Source organism: Actinoplanes awajinensis subsp. mycoplanecinus (assembly GCF_001509495.1).
In the GTDB taxonomy this organism is placed as follows: Bacteria; Actinomycetota; Actinomycetes; order Mycobacteriales; family Micromonosporaceae; genus Actinoplanes; species Actinoplanes palleronii.
Genome location: NZ_LLZH01000304.1, coordinates 1 through 18238, shown reverse-complemented (window position 1 = coordinate 18238; position 18238 = coordinate 1). Strand labels below are relative to the sequence as shown.

The window sequence follows — 18238 nt, the reverse complement described above, 5'->3', positions numbered from 1 at the left end:
AGCCCGATCATGAATCGTCGAACCCTGCTGATCGGCGGCGCCGCCGGAGCCCTCGCCGTGGTCCTGCCGGCCGGCGCCGAGGGCGCGCCCCAGGCCGACCCGGTCGTCGGTGACGCCACGATCTACGGCGTGCCGACCACCCAGCCGCTGGTCAGCCAGCGCGCCGACCCGTTCATCACCCCGCGGGTCAACGGCACGTACTACTTCACCGGCTCGGTGCCGGAGTACAACCGGATCGTGGTGCGCGGCGCGGACACCCTCGCCGGGCTGACCGACGCCGCCGAGACCACCATCTGGACGCGGCCGGCCACCGGCACCATGGCCGGGCACATCTGGGCGCCGGAGCTGCACCGCATCGACGGCAAGTGGTACGTCTACTTCGCCGCCGGTGACGCCGACGACGTGTTCCGGGTCCGGATCTACGTGCTCGAGTCGTCGCTGGCCGACCCGCGCGACCCGGCCGGCTGGACCCTCAAGGGCAAGGTCGCCCTGGAGTGGGACAGCTTCGCCCTGGACGCGACCACGTTCGCGCACCGCGGCAAGCGGTACCTGGTGTGGGCGCAGAGCGAGCCGGAGATCGCGGTCAACTCCAGCCTGTACATCGCCGAGATGGCGAACCCGTGGACGCTGAAGAGCAAGCCCACCCGGATCACCACGCCCACAAAGAGCTGGGAGATCCAGGGGTACCGGGTGAACGAGGGCGCGGCCGTGCTGATCCGCAACGGCCGGGTGTTCCTCACGTTCTCGGCCAGCGCCACCGACGCGCGCTACTGCATGGGCCTGCTCACCGCGGACGCCGGCGCGAACCTGCTGGACCGGGCGAGCTGGGTGAAGACCCCGGACCCGATCTTCGTGAGCAACGACGCGACCGAGCGCTGGGGTCCGGGCCACAACTCGTTCACGGTGGCCGAGGACGGCAAGACCGACGTGCTGGTCTACCACGCCCGCGACTACCGGGACATCACCGGCGACCCGCTCTACGACCCGAACCGGCACGCCCGGGTGCAGAAGCTCTACTGGCACCCGGACGGTACCCCGCTGTTCGGCGTCCCGGTCGGTGACGGCGGCCCGATCGTCCGGCTGTCCCCGGCCGACTCCAGCGCGCAGTACGTCCACCACACCGGCACCGTTGTCGACGTCGCCCAGGCGCCACGGGACCTGGCCGCCACCCAGTTCCGGTTCGTGGCCGCCGCGGACGGCACCGAGACGATCCAGTCGGTGGACCAGCCGACCCTGTTCGTCCGGATCGACGGCGCGACGGTGGCCCTGGCCACCACCGGCACCCCGGTCCGCCGGGTACCGGCCCGCGGCGGCGTGCTGATCCGCAGCGCCGCCGACCCGGCGATCCACTTGCGGAAGACCGCCGGAGTGATCACGGCAGGAAAGAGCGGAACGGTGTTCCGGCTCAGCTGACCGGAGAGCAAGGCTCAGGTCGGCCACCGGCGGCCCGATGAGGCGGGGGTGTTCAGCGCCCCTCAGATCATCGAGCAGCCGGTGGCCGACGCCCGGTACCGGGCCGTCGACGCCTCCGCACTGGCTTTCGTGCAGGTCGACCGCACCGGATTGATCCAGGACTGGAACCCGGCCGCCGAGCAGTTGTTCGGCTGGCGCCGCGACGAGGTGGTCGGCCGGTCGCTCGCGGACACCATCATCCCGGCCGCGCTGCGGTCGGCGCACAACGCCGGGTTCGCCCGGCGGCTCGCCGACGGTGACGGCCCCGGGATGAGCCACCGCTTCGAGATGCCCGCCGTGCACCGCGACGGCTCCGAGCTGAGCATCTCGATGACCATGGACACCCTCGGCCCGGACGGCTTCTGCGCGTTCATCTCCGACCAGACCGAGTGGCACCAGGCCCGCCAGGAGCTGCAGCGCAGCAACCAGCTGATCACCGCGATCCTGCAGCACACCACCGCGGTGATCTCTGCCAAGGACCTGGACGGCCGCTACCTGTTCGTCAACGGCGAGTACGAGCGGGTCTTCCAGGTCGCCGCCGCCGACATGGTCGGCCGGGGCGAAGAGGACGTGCTGCCCGCCGCGGTGGCCGCCGGCAGCCGCGCCCACGACATCGACGTGGCCGGCAACGGCGCGGCCCGGACCGTGCTCGAAGAGCTGCCGTTCGGCGACGACATCCGCCAGTACGTGGTCACCCGGGTCCCGCTCACCGACCCGGACGGCTCGGTCTACGGCGTCTGCACGATCGCGATCGACGACACCGACCGCCGCCGCAGCGAGGCCGCCCTCGGCGCGAGCGAGGAACGGTTCCGGAACACCGTCAACAACGCGCCCGGCATGCTCTACCAGTTCCGGATCGAGCCGGACGGCAGCTCCGGCTTCAGCTTCGTGTCGCAGGCGTGCCGGAGCCTGTTCGGGCTGGAGCCCAGGCAGATCACCACGTCCGAGGCCGACATCATGAACTTCATCGTCGAGGAGGACCGGGCGGCCTACCGGACCGCGGTCGGCCGCTCGGCGAGCACCCTGGAACCCTGGGAGTGGCAGGGCGGGATCGTCCGCCGCGACGGTGAACGCCGCTGGCTCTACGGCATCGCCCGCCCGCACCGCGAGCCGGGCGGCGCCACCGTCTGGGACGGGATGCTGCTGGACCGCACCCGGGAGCACGTCGCCCGCCGCGAGCTGGAGGACCTCGCCCATCGGCTGGCCAGCATCTCGTTCACCCGCGCCGCCGACGACCGCACCGACCCGGTCGCCGCGCTGGTCGACCCGGCGGACCACGCCGAACTCACCCGGATCTGGGCCGTCGCCCGGGCCGGTGAGCCGGCCGACGCCGAACTCGCCGCGGCCGGCCCGGACGGCGGCCGGCTCTGGGTCCGGTTGCGCCCGCGCACCGAGGACGACCGCCTGGTCGTCGACGGCGCCGGCTTCCACCTGGAGGGACGTCCGTGACCGAGCCGGGGCGACCGGGACCGCGCCTGCCCCGCAAGCTCGGCGAGATCAGCATCCCGATGACCCCGCTGCCGGCCGACACCCCGGTCAGTGAGCTGGAGGCGCTGCTGCGCGACGACCGGCACCGGCCGGGCGTCATCCTCCGCACCGAGACCGGGCACCGCCTGGTCAGCCGCTCCCTGCTGGAACGGACGGCAACCGGGCGCCTCGGTTTCGGCCGGGCCCTGACCGTGCACCGGACCGCCGGCGACCTGACTCCCGCCGACGCGCAGGCCCTGCCGGCCGGCACCGACATCGACGTGGCCGCCGAGGCCGCCCTGGCCCGCCCGGCCGACGACCGCGAGGAGCCGGTGCTGGTCAGCTGGCCGGACGGCCGCTACGGGATCGCACCGATGATGGACCTGCTGGCCGCGATGGCCGGCCGGTACGCCCGGCTGTCCCGCACCGACCAGCTCACCGGCCTGCCCAACCGCAGCATGATCGCGGCCGAGGGGCAGAGCCGGTTGGACGCCGGTGGCCTGGTCGCCGTGCTGCACCTGGGCCTGGACCGGTTCCAGGATGCCAACGACGTGCTCGGCCACCACGGCGCGGACACCCTGCTGCACCGGGTCGCGGCCACGCTGAGCGCCGTCCGCGGTCCCGGAAACCTGGTCGCCCGGCTGGACGGCGACCAGTTCCTGGTGCTGGTCTCCGAGCTGCCGGCCGGGCACACCCCGCAGAGCATGGGCCGGCTTCTGGCCACCGGCATCCGCGGGCCGCACCCGATCGACGGCCTGCCGATCAGCGTCGAGGTCAGCATCGGCGTGAGTGCCGCCGACCATCACGACATCACCGTGTTGCAGCGCCGCGCGGCCGCCGCGATGCGCCGCGCCAAGCAGGACCGCACCGGCGTGGTCGAGTGGACGCCCGGCCTGGACAGCACCCAGCGGGTCGACCTGCGGCAGCTCACCGAACTGCGGACCGGGCTGCGCGCCGGGCACCTGCGGCTGCACTACCAGCCGCTGCACGACGCCACCACCCGGGAGATGCACGGCGTGGAGGCGCTGGTCCGCTGGCAGCACCCGCAGCGCGGACTGCTGCCACCCGGTGTCTTCCTGCCCGACGCGGAACGCTCCGACGTGATCCTGGAGCTCACCGACTGGGTGCTCGCCGAGGCGCTGCACCAGGCCGCGGCGTGGAAACGCGACGGCCACCACGTGCCGGTGTCGGTGAACCTGCCGGCCGCGTACCTGGCACAGGACCGCGCGGTGCGGACCATCCTGGCCATGCTCGAGCTGGAACGGGTGTCACCGGACCTGCTCACCGTCGAGATCACCGAGACCGCGGTGCTGACCAATCCGGATCAGGTCGCGGCACAGCTCTCCGAGTTGCGGCTGCGCGGCGTCCGGGTGGCGATCGACGACTTCGGCACCGGCTACACGTCGCTGGGCCTGCTCCCCCGCCTGCCGATCGACGAGCTGAAGATCGACCGCTCCTTCGTGGTCCAGATGCACGACTCACCGGCACACGCCACCATCATCGACTCGGTGATCGCGATCGCCAAGGCGCTCGGCATGAAGGTGGTCGCCGAGGGCGTCGAGGACGAACAGACCGCCGCCGACCTGGCCCACGCCGGCGTCGACCTGCTGCAGGGCTTCCACCTCAACCGCCCCACCCCACCCGAGGCAGTCCCGCTGCTCCCGGTCCGCCCCCTGGCCCAGATCGTCTGATCCCCCGGTACGACCCGAGCACCACCCCAGCGCCTGCCGGTTCCCGGCTGGTCCTCAGGGGTGCCTGCCCGTCCTCGAGACACCGCTGAACACCAGCCGGGAACGCCGAGCGTGCGGGCGGTCCGGGCGGTGATGCGGGCGGGCCGGGCGGTGATACGGTGACCGGGGGTGCCGGCGAGTGCACGGTCGTGCGTTCCGGGCCGAGCGCGGACCTCCATCGCCCCATCGGCACGATCACCCACGCCGACCCGGCGAAGCGCCACTGAGCGACCGCTGGAACCTGGCGAACGCCGCCAGCAGCAGGATCAGCGCCGACCCGGTCAGGTGCCGCGGCGGTTCAGCGGAGGTGCCGGGCAGCGTCGTCCCGGCCGCGGAAGTCCGCCGGGCGCAGGCGCGCGGTGCGGCGGCGGTACTCGGCGGCCATGCCCGGCCAGTTCGTGACGATCCGGCCGGTCGCCGTGCGGTACCAGCTCCGGCAGGACGTCCACACGCTGCCGGCCAGGCGGGACTGCAGCTCCCGGTCGTAGGCCTCGGCGACGTCCGCCCGTACCTCGAAGGGTTTTTGATCTTGATCTAGTTGCCGGACGGCCTGGCTGATCCAGCGGGCCTGCGCCTCGTGGAAGTAGACCACCGAGGTATTGCCGGTGTTCGTATTCGGTCCGTAGACCAGGAACATGTTCGGGAATCCGGGCACCGCGAGGCCGAGGTAGGCGTGCGCGCCGTCGCGCCACACCTCGTCGAGGCGCACCCCGTCCCGGCCGGTCACCGTGATCGGCACCAGGAACTCGGTCGCCGCGAAGCCGGTCCCGTAGACCAGCACGTCCACCGGATGCTCCGCGCCGTCCGCGGTACGCACGCCGCCCGCCGTCACCGCGACCACCGGCTCGGTGACGAGATCGACGTCCGGGCGGGCCAGGGCCGGCAGCCACGCGTTGGTGAACAGCACCCGCTTGCAGCCCATCGGCTCGTCCGGGGTGACCTTGCGGCGCAGCTCCGGATCGCGCACCTGCAGCCTCCGCTGGAGCCGGGACGCGCCGTGCAGCAGCGCGCCGGCGGCCCGGTTGCCCTGCAGCGCGGCGCCGGTGACCACGGTCATCGCCCAGGTCCCGGCGCGGGCCGGGCCCATCAGCGCCGGGAAGCGCGAGTAGAGGGCGCGCCGGACCCGGCCGTAGCGGCGGTCCGGTTTGGGCAGCGTCCACGGTGGCGTCCGCTGGAAGACGGTGACGTGCGCGGCCGTCCCGGCGATCTCCGGGACCAGCTGGATCGCGCTCGCGCCGGTGCCGATCACCCCGACCCGCCGGCCGGCCAGCGACAGCCCGGGTTCCCAGTGCGCGGTGTGCAGGGCGGGGCCGTCGAACGTTCCGGGCAGCTGCGGGACGAGCGGGCGGGAGAGCTGGCCGACCGCCGGGATCAGCACGTCCGCCTCGAGGACCTCGCCACCGGCCGTGGTCACCCGCCAGTCCGTGCCGGTCCAGTCGGCCGCGGTCACCTCGACACCGAGCCGGAGCTTTCCGGCGAGACCGAAATCGGTCACGCAGCGTTCGAGGTAGGCGAGAATCTCGGCCTGCGGCGGGAAGCGGCGGGTCCAGGTGGGATTCTGAGCGTACGAATAGGAGTAGAGCGGCGCCGGGATGTCGCACGCGCAGCCGGGATAGACGTTGTCGCGCCACACCCCGCCGGCCCGGTCCGCCTTGTCGAGCAGGGTGATGTCGGTGAACCCGGCCTTGAGCAGCTCGTTCGCGGCCGCGATCCCGCCGAACCCGGCCCCGATGATCAGGATCCGGGTCATCGGTTCTCGATGTGGAGAAGCCGCAGGGCCGCCGGCGCGGTGTCCGGGACCACCGGATGGCGGGGTGGTGTCGGATTTATCGGTACATATTTATCCGCGGGCCGACGATCGTTCTCCCCTTTGTTCGGCCACAGCGCCACCGCCCGCTCGGCGAGGGCCGTGATGGTCAGCGACGGGTTCACCCCGAGGTTCGCCGCCACCACCGACCCGTCGATCACGTGCAGCCCGGGATGCCCGAACAGCCGGTGATACGGATCGACCACCCCGTGCTCGGGATCCGCCCCGATCGCGCACCCGCCGATGAAGTGCCCGGTGACCGGCTTGCCGATCAGCTCGGTGTAGGAACCCAGCGGCACCCCGTCGACCTTCTCCGCGACCCGCCGGGCCACGTCGTGCGCGGCCGGCACCCACTCCGGGCTCGGCTCGCCCACCCCGGGCCGGCTGGTCAGCCGCCCCCGTCGGCGGAACACCGTGATCGAGTTGTCCAGCGGCTGCATGGCCAGCAGCACCACGGTCTGCCGGGACCAGTCCCGCGGCGACAGGTACAACCGCAGGTCCCGGCCCGCCCGGGCGAGCGTCTTCAGGCCCGCCCACCAGCGCGGCCGGTTGCCGGCGTCGTCGACGAGCACGGTGGAGAGCAGCGCGAGCAGGTTGCTGCCCGGCCCGTACCGCACCGGCTCGACGTGGGTGACCGGGTCCGGGTGGATCGACGAGGTGATCGCCACGCCGTGGCTGTAGTCGCGGTCGGTGCGCCGGGTCCGCGCGCCCAGGATGGACTCCGAGTTGGTCCGGCTCAGCTCGCCCAGCCGCGGCGAGACCCCGGGCAGCCGGCCGCGGTCACGCAGCCGGTGCAGCAGCCGCTGGGTGCCGAGCGCGCCGGCCGCGAACACCACCTGCTCCGCGGTGAACGTCCGGGTGCGCAGGCCACCGGTCCGGCGGGTGTGCACCGCGTACCCGCCGCCGGGCAGCGTCCGCACGTCGCGGACCGTGGTCAGCGGGTGCACCCGCGCACCGGCCCGCTCGGCCAGGTAGAGATAGTTCTTGACCAGGGTGTTCTTGGCGTTGCCCCGGCAGCCGGTCATGCACGAGCCACACAGCGTGCAGGTCCTGCGGCTCGGGCCGACCCCGCCGAAATACGGGTCCGGCGTTTCGGCGCCGGGTTTTTCGCCGAACAAAACCCCCACCGGGGTACGCCGATAAGTGTGCCCGACGCCCAAGTCCTCGGCCACGGCTCTGAGCACCTGGTCGGACGCGGTCTCCACCGGGTTGACGGTCACCCCGAGCATCCGCTTGGCCTGGTCGTAGTAGGGGGCGAGCTCCCGCTCCCAGTCGGTGATCGCGGACCACTGCGGGTCGGCGTAGAACGCGGCGGGCGGCTCGTAGAGCGTGTTCGCGTAGCCGAGGGAGCCGCCGCCGACACCGGCCCCCGACATGATCAGCACGTTCTTCAGCAGGGTGAGCCGGAGGATGCCGTAACAGCCCAGCGCCGGGGCGTAGACGTAGTCGCGCAGCCGCCAGGACGTTGTGGCGAACTGCTCGTCGGCGAATCGGCGGCCGGCCTCGAGAACGCCGACGCGGTAGCCCTTCTCGGTCAGCCGCAGCGCGGTCACGCTGCCGCCGAACCCGGAGCCGATCACGAGGACGTCGTAGTCGTACGACATCGCCGTAGCATCACGCCCTTATTGGCAACATGTCAACAACGTGTTTCCGGTCTTGCTCGCAGCGTCAATCCACCCGCGCCGGGGTGCCGCTGCGGCCGGTTTCCCGGCAGGGTGCCCGGATGACCTCGCTGACCCACGACCGGCGCGGCGCCGGCCCGCCGCTGCTGCTGATCCACGGCATCGGCAGCCACTGGCAGGTGTGGGCGCCGCTGCTCGACCGGCTGGCCCCGCACCGCGACGTGATCAGCGTCGACCTGCCCGGCTTCGGCACGTCCCCGCTCTGGCCGGCGCCGGCCGCCGGTGTCACGCCCGGCTCGGTGCCGCACCTCGCCGGCCTGGTCGAGTCGTTCCTGGACACGCTCGGCCTCGGCGCCGTCGAGGTCGGCGGCAGCTCGATGGGCGGCGGCATCGCCCTCGAACTCGGGCGGCGCGGCCGGGCGAGCGCCGTCACCGCGTTCTCCCCGGTCGGCTTCTGGCCGGCCGGCGGCGGGCGCTGGGGCCGGTTCGTGGTCGGCGCCGCGCGGGCCGGCAGCACCACACTGGACCCGCTGCTGCCCCGGCTGCTGGCGACCCGGGCCGGGCGGGCCGCGCTGTGCTCGGTCTTCTACGCCCACCCGTCCCGGCTGGACCCGCAGGAGTGCCTGTCGGCGGCCCGTGCGCTGGCGCGGGCGCCCGGGTTTACGGCGTCACGGACCGCGTTCGGCGGGCTCACGCCGTGGTCAGGAGCGGACATCGGGCCGCTGGCCGGGGTGCCGGTGACGATCGCGTGGGGCACCCGGGACGCCGTGCTGCCGTACCGTAGACAGGCTTTCCGGGCCCGCGCGGCGCTGCCGGGTGCCCGGCACGTGACGCTGCCGGGCTGCGGGCACCTGCCGTTCCCGGACGCGCCGGACCGCTGCGCCGAGCTGCTGCTGTCGGCTCAGTCCCAGTAGGTCAGCAGGAACTTCGTGTCGGCGGCGGCGCCGGACGGGTCGCGGCACGTTATCCGTACGTCGGCGATCGCGGTCCGGGCCACGCAGGACGCCGCCGAGTCATACGCGGTGACCTGCAGATTCCCGCTCTTCAGGGCCAGCCCGGGCAGCTCGACACGATACTCACCCGGCTCGGACCGGGTGACCGCCGCCGCCCGCCCGCCGCTGCTGAACTGGGCCACGCCCTCCGGCGTGTAGGAGGCCTCGGCCGGCCGGTCGGCCAGCACGTGGGCGCCGGCGACACCGGGCGCGCCGACACCGAGCGTGAACGTCACCGCGAACCGCGCGTCCACCGGCTGCCCACCGGCGTCGCGGCACCGCACCCGCGCGGCGAGATAGCGCCCCTCCGGGTAGGCGAACCACCGCTCCACCCCGCACACGGTCGCCGCGTCGGCCACCGGCGTGACCCGCACGGTCCCGCCCTCGACGGCTTCCAACCCACCGAAATAGACCACGTACGACCCGACGTCCTCGCGCCCGGCCGAGTTCGCCCCGCCCGCGGAGTTGTGGCTGTACGCGTCCTCCACGGTCTGGCTGGTCCGGCCCGGATCACCCAGTCGCAGGTAGGCGGCGGTCCCCCCGGTCTCGCCCGCGGGGCTCACGTTCCAGAAGTGTGCGGTGAAACCACTGTCCGCCGCCGCGCCGGACCTGTCGAAGCAGTCCACCTGGACCAGCTCGTCGTCACCCTCGGGCCGCCAGTCCGGCAGTGTGCAGATCCGGTCATCACCGGTCACCGGTGTCACCGCGGCGACGCCGCCGTCCCGGCCGAGCTTGCCGAACACGACCAGGTAGCGCCCGGTCCCGGTGCGTTCGACGGTGTTCGGCGCGTCCGCCGAGTTGCACTGCCGGTCCGGCTGATAGCGGTCCTCCGCGGGACGGTCGGCCAGCACGTACCCGGTCATCTCGTGCGCCACCCGGCAGGCCGGCACGTGTGCCACCGGATCCGGCTTGGCCGCCCAGGTCACCGCCATCACCAGGATCGGCAGCACCCCACCGGCCACCGCCACCACGGCGACCAGCGCGCTGATCCGCGGCTCGGACCGGCTGACCCGCTCCCCGGGCGACAGCCAGTCCCCGACCACGGTCATCGCCCGGCCACCCACCCGGTCCAGCCGCTCCCGCCAGTCCGCCACGCCCCGCGCCGGCGTCAGAGGCACCCCGAACTCCCGCAGCCCACGGCCCGCCCCTTTTCCCGTACGAGACCTCTCACCAAGGCCGCGCCCGGCACCGAGGCCGCCGTCCTGCCCTGCGCCGCGGCCTTTTCCGGCGCCGTGGTCCTCGCCGGCGAGGCGGTCTTCGCCGGAGCCGCCGGCGGGTCCGCCGGGTCGGGCTGCACCGGTGAGGCCGGTTCGGTCGCCGGATTCGGATCCTTCTTCACCGGCTTCCTCGGCCGGTTCGACGGCTTCGATGGGGTTTCGGTATCCGAGGTGACCGACGGATCCTGCATGCCCCGCCGGTCCGGCATGCCCGATCGATCCCGAGTGGGCCGGGGACGGTCGTCCCCCCGCGTCCGCCCGGACCGCACCGAAGGCCGTGCCCGATCGCCCCGCCGCGCGGCGCCCGGCCCAGCTTTTCTCGTCGCGCCGTCGGCCCCGTGGCGATGCGCACCGTCGGTTCCGTCGCGGTTCGCACCATTGGTCGCGTTTCGCGGCGCGCCGTCGGTTCCGGGTGCGCTGAGGGTTCCCGGGGCCGAGTGGGCACTTCCCGCCGGATCACCGGCCGCCGACGTCTCGTCACCCGGAAGCTCGTCACCCGGTAGGACATCCCGCACCGGCCCTTCCGGAGCGAGCACGATCCGCCCCGGCCCACCGGACTGCCCGACCCCGGGCTGACCCGCACCGGGTTGACCCGGGATCGGTGGAGCCGCGACACCGGCAGGACCCGGCTGGCCGGCGCCGGACTGGACTCCACCGGGCTGACCGGCGCCGGGGTCACTGCCGCCGGGCTGACCAGCACCGGCCGGGCCGGGCGGCAGGCTGTCCGCCACCGGCGTGAACATCCGCGGCGCCTGAGCCGAATCCGCAGCCGACCCGCCGCACCCGGCCAGCGGCGTCACGGCCAGCACCGCGGCCATCAGGAGGAACCGTCCTCGTTTCACCGCACCTCCACCACCGAGCCGTCTGCTCCTCAAACGACCCACGGCGGGAACGGTGATGCGGCCCGCCGCGGCCGCTGCCACACTTCTCACCGATACGTGGGAGCGCCCCGCCCCGGACGAGGAGCACACCGAGATGGCCCTGAGCGACGCCGCGAAACTGCTGCAGAAGGCCCGCCACGTGGTCGTCTTCACCGGCGCCGGCATCTCGGCGGAGAGTGGCGTCGCCACGTTCCGGGACGCGCTCACCGGCCTGTGGTCCCGGTTCGACGCGCAGTCCCTGGCCACCCCGCAGGCCTTCGCCGAGGACCCGGACCTGGTCTGGGGCTGGTACGAGTGGCGCCGCCAGCAGGTCCAGCAGGTCCGCCCGAACCACGGCCACCTCGCCGTGGCCCGCCTGAAGGACCACGTCCCCCAGCTCACGGTGATCACCCAGAACGTCGACGACCTGCACGAACGCGCCGGCTCCGACACACCGACGCACCTGCACGGCAGTCTCTTCGCCCCGCGCTGCGCCGCCTGTTCCCGCCCGGCCCCGCTGCCCGCGACCACGGAGGAGCAGCCCGCCGGGGGCCGCCGGGTGCCCCCGCCCCGCTGCGCCCACTGCGCCGGCCCGGTCCGCCCGGGCGTCGTCTGGTTCGGCGAGGCCCTCCCCGAACAGGCCCTGGAGTCCGCCGTCCGCGCCGCCTCGTCCTGCGACGTCCTGCTCACCGTCGGCACGTCCGGCCTGGTCTACCCGGCCGCCGAGATTCCCCGCCTGGCCGCCCGCTCCGGTGCCGCCGTGATCCAGGTCAACCCCCAGCCCACCCCGCTGGATCCCCTGGCCACGGTGAACCTCCCCGGCCCCGCCGCCGAACTGCTCCCCGCCCTGCTCACCACCACCTGGCCCGGACCGCCGCTGTCCACCCCATAACGGCCGCCACCACCAGCCGAGCCCGGACCGCACCGCGCCTCCCCACCCCGGCTGGCGCTGAGGGGTGCCTCACCCACCCCGAGACACCGCTGGGCACCAGCCGGAAACGTCCAGCTGGCGCCCATGGTGGTATCCAGGCCGCCGATACCACCACCAGCACCAGCCGAGCACGGCGAGCCGAGCCCGGTGGCCGCTGGGCGCCAGCCGGGGCGCCGCTACTTGACGGTGACCGTGAGGCCGAGGGGGTTGGTGCCGGTGTCCGGGTTCCAGGTGTCCGGGTTGGCGAGGCGGATCGCATACGCCGGGGTCGCCGCCAGCCGCGTCGACGGGTCCGGCAACGACAGCGCCAGGTCATACGCGCCGGCCTTCGACGGGGCGGTGAACGAGACCGTGAGCGAGACCGTCTTCCCCGGCGCCCAGGTACGCACGTCCGCCGGGATCATCACGGACTGGGTGATCGGGCCGCTCAGCACGAGGCGGACCGGGCGCTTCTGGGCCGGCGCCGCGTACCCCTGGTTGGTGAGCGTCAAGCGAACCGTGACCGCACCGTTCACCTTGACCGTGCTGGGCGCCGCGGCCGAGACCAGGCTCAACCGGTAACCGAGGCGGCGGGACGCCTCGGCCAGGCCGTCGGCACCCCACGAGGTGAGGACGTCGGTGTTGAAACTCGGGTTCAGGTACGTCCAGTGATAGGCCGCCAGCTCGCTCGACGCCGACGCCCAGCCGGACCGGTCGGACGGTTCACAGGTCTCCCCGCCGACCAGCATCGACGGGCTCTGCGCGGCCATCCAGGCGAAGTCGGTGTCGGCCGGGAACGTGCCGTAGTCGTCGGTGCCGGCCAGGAAGCAGTCGTCGTGGATGCCGACCCGGGCCGCGTACGCCGCCGGGACCAGGCGCTTCTTGATCTCCGGCGTGCGCACCTGGATCGGGGCCGTGGTGGCGGCGAGCAGCGCGTTGATCACCTTGCGGCGGTCCGGCCAGGCGGCGAAGTTCTGGGTGTAGTACCACTCGCCCCAGCGGCCGACGAAGCCCGCCTGCAACGCGGTGATCAGGTCGGCGTTCTGGGTGAGCAGCGGGGCGAGCTGCCGGATGTGCTTGACCACCCGGGCGACCGGCGCGTCGGCGTCGTCGTCGGCGGTGTACGCGAACCGGAGCACCAGCTTCACACCGGCCTGGCGGGCCGCGGCGAAGTCCGCCTTGATCAGGTTCAGGTCGGCGGCCGCGAGGGTGTCGCTGTCGCGGTAGCGCTCCAGGTAGACGATCCGGTAGACGACGCTGTGCGCCTCGGACTCCCGGGCCGCGGCCAGGGCGTCGGCGTCCAGCGGCGCCCAGCCGGTGCCGTCGGCGTACAGATGGGTCTCGGACCAGGAGAAGAAACCGCGGCCCGGGTTGGCGAAGTCGGCGTCGGAGGCGTCGTAGGTCCGGGTGTTGGACGTCGTCGCCGGCGGTGCGGCACAGGCCACCCCGGGCAGCAGGAGAACGGTCGCAGCGGCTACCACCGGCAGGATTCGCATGCCCGCGTTCATCGTCGGAGCGCCACCGGAGCTGAGAGGGAATCAGCGGGAAGGTAATGGCAGCGCCCGCAGCGGTCCTTTTCGCACCTTGTTCGAACCCGTCTTCGGCAGTTCCGCCACCACGTCGACGTACACCGGGATCTTGTATTTGGCGAGCCGCTCCCGCAGGAACACCGGCACGTCACCGGGCTTCAGATCAACACCGTCCAGGGGTACGACGAACGCCCGCCCCACCTCGCCCCACTTCGGGTCCGGCACCCCGACCACGGCCACCTCGGCCACTCCCGGGTGCTCGAAGATCGCCGCTTCCACCTCGGCCGGGTACACGTTCTCCCCGCCGGAGATGTACATGTCCTTGGTCCGGTCGACGATGTGAAAATGCCCGTCGGCGTCGACCACGGCCAGGTCCCCGGAGCGGAACCACCCGCCGTCGACGAACGCGGCCGCGGTCGCCTGCGGGTCGTTCCAGTAACCCGGGGTCACGTTCGGCCCGCGCACCAGCACCTCCCCGGGCTCGCCCGGCTCCGCGTCGGTCAGGTCCGGCCGTACGCACCGGACGTCGGCGAAGAACACCGGCAGCCCGGCCGACCCGACGTGCTCCCGGCTCTCCCGCGCTTCCAGGAACGTGGCGCCGGGCGCCGTCTCGGTCATCCCGTAGCCCTGGCAGAACGCCAGCCCGCGCTCCTGATAGCGGCGGATCAGCGCTTCCGGCACGGCGGCGCCCCCGGTCATCAGGCTGCGCACCGAGGACAGGTCGGCGTCCGCCCAGCGGGGTGACTGGCTGAGCCCGGCGTACATCGTGGAGACCCCGAACATCCAGGTCACCCGGTGCCGCGCGATCAGGTCGAAACAGCCGTCCACGTCCCAGCCCGGCATGATCACCGAGGTGCCGCCCTTGAGGAACGTCGGCAGCAGGCACTGGTCGAGCGCCGCGACGTGGAACAGCGGCGCGCTGACCAGGGTCACCTCGTCACTGGCCACGTCGACGCAGATCAGCAGGTGATAGCTGTTCCAGACCAGGTTGCCGTGGGTGAGCACGGCGCCCTTGGGGTGCCCGGTGGTCCCGGACGTGTAGAGGATGCAGGCCGCGTCGTCCAGCCCGACCGCCTCGTCCGGAAATATCGGATTTTCCAGAAAAGCGGCGTACCCGAGGAGCGACACGGTCACCGGCGCTTCGACAGCGGGCATCGCCGGATCGTGGATCAGCACCGACGCCCCGCTGTGCTCGAGCTGATATGCCAGCTCCGGCGCGGTCAGCCGGAAGTTCAGCGGCACGAAGACCCCGCCGAGCGCCCACGTCGCGAACATCGTCTCGACGAACGCCGGGTGGTTCGGCCCCAGGTACGCGACCCGGTCACCGCGCCGCACCCCGGACGACCGGAGTGCGGCGGCGAGCCGGGCGATCCGCTGGTGCAACGCGGCGTACGTGATCCGCTGCTCGCCGAAGATCAGCGCGGTGCGCCCGGGCGACATCGCCGCCCGGCGCGCCGGCCAGGAGCCCAGCCCTGCGTTGTGCATGGTCGGACCTCAGGCGTACTGGCGGTAGACGGTGCGGGCGACACACGCCGGCTTCGCCGAACCGTCGATCTGCACGGTGAAGTCGAACGTGCTCTGCACCCCGCCGGGCACGTCCTCGACGCTGACCACGGTCGCCGCCAGCCGGATCCGAGCGCCGACCTTGACCGGCGTGGGGAACCGCACCTTCTCCAGGCCGTAGTTCACGCCCATCGAGATCCCCTCGACCTTCAGCAGGCTGCCGAAGAGCGGGATGACCAGCGACAGGGTCAGGTAGCCGTGCGCGATCGGACCGCCGAACGGGCCGGCCGTGGCGCGCTCGGTGTCCACGTGGATCCACTGGTGGTCGTCGGTGGCGTCGGCGAACGTGTTCACCCGCTCCTGGGTGATCTCCAGCCACTCGCTGGCGCCCAGGTCCTTGCCGACCAGCGACTTGATGCCGTCGATACCGTTCACGATCGTGGTCATGTCGATTCCTCTCCGAAAAGCAGACGGGCGGTGTTGCGCAGCAGGATCTTCTCCCGGACCGCGTCCTTGATCTCCAGCTGCGCGAAGTCGGCGAGCCAGCGGTCCGGCGTGATCACCGGGTAGTCCGAGCCGAACAGCACCTTGTCCTGCAGCAGGCTGTTGGCGTACCGGACGAGTTGCGGCGAGAAGTACTTAGGCGACCAGCCGGACAGGTCGATGTAGACGTGTTCCTTGTGCGTGGCGACCGCGAGGGCCTCGTCCTGCCACGGGAACGACGGGTGGGCCAGGATGATCCGCAGGTCCGGGAAGTCCACCGCGACGTCGTCGACGAGCATCGGGTTGGAGTACTTGAGCCGGATGCCGCCGCCCCCGCGCACCCGGGCGCCGATCCCGGTCTGCCCGGTGTGGAACAGCGCGACCGCGCCGAGCTCCTCGATCGCCTCGTAGAGCGGGTAGGCCAGCCGGTCGTCCGGCGCGAAACCCTGGATGCTGGGGTGGAACTTGAAACCGCGAACGCCGTAGTCGTCGACCAGGCGGTGCGCCTCGCGGACGCCGGCCCTGCCCTTGTGCGGGTCGATGCTGGCGAACGGGATCAGCACGTCGGGGTGCTCGGCGCAGCTCGACGCGATCTCCTCGTTGGCGATCCGCGGGTGCCCGGTGGCGTGCTCGGCGTCGACGGTGAACACGACCGCGGCCATCCGGCGGGAGCGGTAGTAGTCGGCCATCTCGGCGATGGTCGGCTGCCGGTGACCGTGCGCCTGGAAGTAGTCGGCGGACGCGCCGAGCAGCTCGGGGCTCAGCGAGCTGTGACCGTCCTTGCTCACCTCGGCGTGCGTGTGCACGTCGATGGCTACGAGATCGTCGATCTTCACGAGGGAACCCGGGGCGCCGGGATGCCGTAGGTCTCCGCCGGGAAGTCCCAGGACGCCGCGATGTCCGATGCCGACCAGCCGCCGTCGCGGAAGGCGACCTGCTTCTCCGCCGGGTGCGACCAGAGCGCCAGCTTGTCGCCGCCGATCCCGATCGCCTGCCCGGTGATCCCCTTCGACGCGTCCGAGGCCAGGAACGTGATCAGCCCGGTGACGTCGTCGACCGTGCCGAGGCCCTCGTCGCGGCGCAGCCAGGCCGGATAGGGCTGCCCGGTCCGCTCGGCCTCCTCGATCACCGGGGCGAAGGCCGGGATCGTCTTGGTCATCTCGGTGGCCGCGATCGGCACCACCGCGTTCACGGTGATCTCGCTGCGGGCCAGCTCGAGGGCCCAGGTGCGGGCCATCGCGGCGATGCCGGCCTTGGCCGCCGCGTAGTTGGTCTGCCCGAAGTTGCCGCGCTGGCCGGCCGGCGAGGCGATCAGAATCAGTCGCCCGCCGGTGCCCTGCGCCCGCATCCGGATCGCCGCGGCGCGGGCGCAGGTGAACGTGCCGCGCAGGTGCACCCGGACCACCGCGTCGAAGTCGTCGTCGGTCATCTTCCAGAGCACCCGGTCGCGCAGGATGCCGGCGTTGGTGATCAGCACGTCCAGCCGGCCGAACGCCTCGACCGCGGCGGCCACCAGACGTTCCGCGCTCTCGGTGTCGCCGACCGCGGCGGCCACGCCGACCGCGCCGGGGATCTCGGCGACCGCGGCGTCGACCGCCGCCTGGTCCACGTCGTTCACCACGACGGACGCGCCGGCCGCCGCGAGGGCCTTGGCATACGCGAGGCCGAGGCCCCGGCCGCTGCCGGTGACGACGGCGACCCTGCCGGTCAGATCCATGTGTGTCAACCTCTCACGAAGGGGGCGGGCGGCGCGACGGCTTCGGGCCCCGCAGCCCGTCGAATCCGGCGCCGCCCACAATCAACAGGATTCCTGTTGATGCCGAGTCTTCATGACGATCAGGTTTCCTGTCAATGGGGTAGTCTGCCGGTATCTTTCGCCGAGGAGATCCACTGATGCCATCGCTGCTCTACCTGGTCAAACAGCTCGAACTCGCGGTGCGGGCCCGCCTCGACGAGCTGGTCCGCGGCCACGGCATCACCGCGCTGCAGTACACCGCGCTGACCGTTCTCGAACGCCACGACGGCCTCTCCGCCGCCCAGCTCGCCCGCGACTCGTTCGTCACCGCGCAGTCGATGGCCGACATGGTCCGCACCCTGGAGAGCCACGGCCTGCTCCGCCGTGAACGCAACCCGGCCAACCGCCGCGAGCTCCTCCTGCACCTCACCGAGGACGGCCGCGGCCTGCTGGCATCGGTCGCCGCCCCGGTCCACGACCTGGAAACCCGCATGATCGCCAAACTCACCGAAGCCGAGTCCGCCGCCTTCCGCGAAACCCTGATCACCGCTTGGCAGTCGCTCACCTGACGCGACGGATCACGACCATGCCGCCGCCTCATGACCGCTTCTGGTTCCGCGCCGCCCTTTTCCGCTACGACCTGGGTGCCTTCACAACAGCAGCTGCGGAGTCCCGGGCCTCCCCGCGACGCAGCCCCGCTCAGGATCGCTGGGCGCCGCACGGGTGTATCCCGGGCCCCGCGACGCAGTCCCCACCGGACCGCCAGGCGCGCACCGGACCCCGGCTGGCTCCCAGGGGTGCTTCGCACCCCCGGAGACACCCCCGAGAACCAGCTTGAGTTCAAGGGAACGTTGCAACACCTGATCTGATCAGGAGTTGTTCGTGTTCGAGATCCGTGGTGATCGTCGGCCGCAGGGACGTAAGAGGTTGC

General features: G+C 72.5%; 14 protein-coding genes. 6 read left to right on the top strand and 8 right to left on the bottom strand.

The window, feature by feature from the left end; all coding sequences use genetic code 11:
• Positions 1-9 precede the first annotated feature (9 nt).
• From ADL15_RS37125 to ADL15_RS37115, 3 genes are read left to right on the top strand one after another with little or no spacing between them, the layout of a single operon-like run.
• Positions 10-1413: a glycoside hydrolase family 43 protein gene (locus ADL15_RS37125; RefSeq protein WP_067701473.1), complete on the top strand. Its 1404-nt coding sequence runs from the start codon at positions 10-12 to the stop codon at positions 1411-1413.
• 48 nt (positions 1414-1461) lie between these two features.
• On the top strand, positions 1462-2901 hold the full coding sequence (locus tag ADL15_RS37120; RefSeq protein ID WP_067701470.1) for a PAS domain-containing protein: 1440 nt from the start codon (positions 1462-1464) through the stop codon (positions 2899-2901).
• Positions 2898-4610, top strand: coding sequence for a putative bifunctional diguanylate cyclase/phosphodiesterase (locus ADL15_RS37115; protein ID WP_083972252.1), 1713 nt, complete (start codon positions 2898-2900; stop codon positions 4608-4610). Before ADL15_RS37120 ends, ADL15_RS37115 begins: the two co-directional genes overlap by 4 nt.
• A 337-nt stretch (positions 4611-4947) precedes the next feature.
• On the opposite strand, the gene ADL15_RS37110 is transcribed toward ADL15_RS37115, so the two are convergent.
• Positions 4948-6399 (bottom strand): flavin-containing monooxygenase, encoded by a 1452-nt coding sequence (locus ADL15_RS37110; RefSeq protein WP_067701458.1) that lies wholly within the window; start codon positions 6397-6399, stop codon positions 4948-4950.
• Positions 6396-8060, bottom strand: a complete 1665-nt coding sequence (locus ADL15_RS37105; RefSeq protein WP_067701454.1) for a GMC oxidoreductase — start codon at positions 8058-8060, stop codon at positions 6396-6398. Before ADL15_RS37105 ends, ADL15_RS37110 begins: the two co-directional genes overlap by 4 nt.
• A 119-nt stretch (positions 8061-8179) precedes the next feature.
• Here ADL15_RS37105 and ADL15_RS37100 point away from each other — a divergent pair, with 119 nt between their 5' ends.
• The gene (locus ADL15_RS37100) at positions 8180-8992 is read left to right on the top strand and encodes an alpha/beta fold hydrolase (RefSeq protein ID WP_067701451.1); all 813 of its coding nucleotides are present in this window, start codon (positions 8180-8182) and stop codon (positions 8990-8992) included.
• Here the strand turns inward: ADL15_RS37100 and ADL15_RS37095 are convergent.
• Positions 8980-10188 carry a hypothetical protein gene (locus tag ADL15_RS37095; protein ID WP_157441832.1) on the bottom strand — a complete coding sequence of 403 codons (1209 nt, stop codon included), beginning with the start codon at positions 10186-10188 and terminating at the stop codon, positions 8980-8982. The two genes, ADL15_RS37100 and ADL15_RS37095, sit on opposite strands and share 13 nt — an antisense overlap.
• 1074 nt (positions 10189-11262) lie before the next feature.
• On the opposite strand from ADL15_RS37095, the gene ADL15_RS37090 reads away from it, so the two are divergent.
• A complete protein-coding gene (locus ADL15_RS37090) occupies positions 11263-12039 on the top strand; it encodes an SIR2 family NAD-dependent protein deacylase (RefSeq protein ID WP_067701548.1) in 777 nt (258 codons plus the stop codon).
• A 215-nt stretch (positions 12040-12254) separates the two neighbouring features.
• On the opposite strand, the gene ADL15_RS37085 is transcribed toward ADL15_RS37090, so the two are convergent.
• From ADL15_RS37085 to ADL15_RS37065, 5 genes are read right to left on the bottom strand one after another with little or no spacing between them, the layout of a single operon-like run.
• Positions 12255-13553: a DUF4832 domain-containing protein gene (locus ADL15_RS37085; protein WP_067701445.1), complete on the bottom strand. Its 1299-nt coding sequence runs from the start codon at positions 13551-13553 to the stop codon at positions 12255-12257.
• A gap of 42 nt (positions 13554-13595) precedes the next feature.
• On the bottom strand, positions 13596-15071 hold the full coding sequence (locus tag ADL15_RS37080; protein ID WP_067701442.1) for an acyl-CoA synthetase: 1476 nt from the start codon (positions 15069-15071) through the stop codon (positions 13596-13598).
• A gap of 9 nt (positions 15072-15080) precedes the next feature.
• Positions 15081-15536 carry a MaoC family dehydratase gene (locus ADL15_RS37075; RefSeq protein WP_067701439.1) on the bottom strand — a complete coding sequence of 152 codons (456 nt, stop codon included), beginning with the start codon at positions 15534-15536 and terminating at the stop codon, positions 15081-15083.
• A complete protein-coding gene (locus ADL15_RS37070) occupies positions 15533-16408 on the bottom strand; it encodes an amidohydrolase family protein (RefSeq protein WP_067701436.1) in 876 nt (291 codons plus the stop codon). The genes ADL15_RS37075 and ADL15_RS37070 overlap by 4 nt, the downstream gene beginning before the upstream one ends.
• Positions 16405-17289, bottom strand: coding sequence for an SDR family oxidoreductase (locus tag ADL15_RS37065; RefSeq protein ID WP_067701434.1), 885 nt, complete (start codon positions 17287-17289; stop codon positions 16405-16407). Before ADL15_RS37065 ends, ADL15_RS37070 begins: the two co-directional genes overlap by 4 nt.
• 176 nt (positions 17290-17465) lie before the next feature.
• Here ADL15_RS37065 and ADL15_RS37060 point away from each other — a divergent pair, with 176 nt between their 5' ends.
• On the top strand, positions 17466-17876 hold the full coding sequence (locus tag ADL15_RS37060) for a MarR family winged helix-turn-helix transcriptional regulator (RefSeq protein ID WP_067701431.1): 411 nt from the start codon (positions 17466-17468) through the stop codon (positions 17874-17876).
• Positions 17877-18238: the final 362 nt, after the last annotated feature.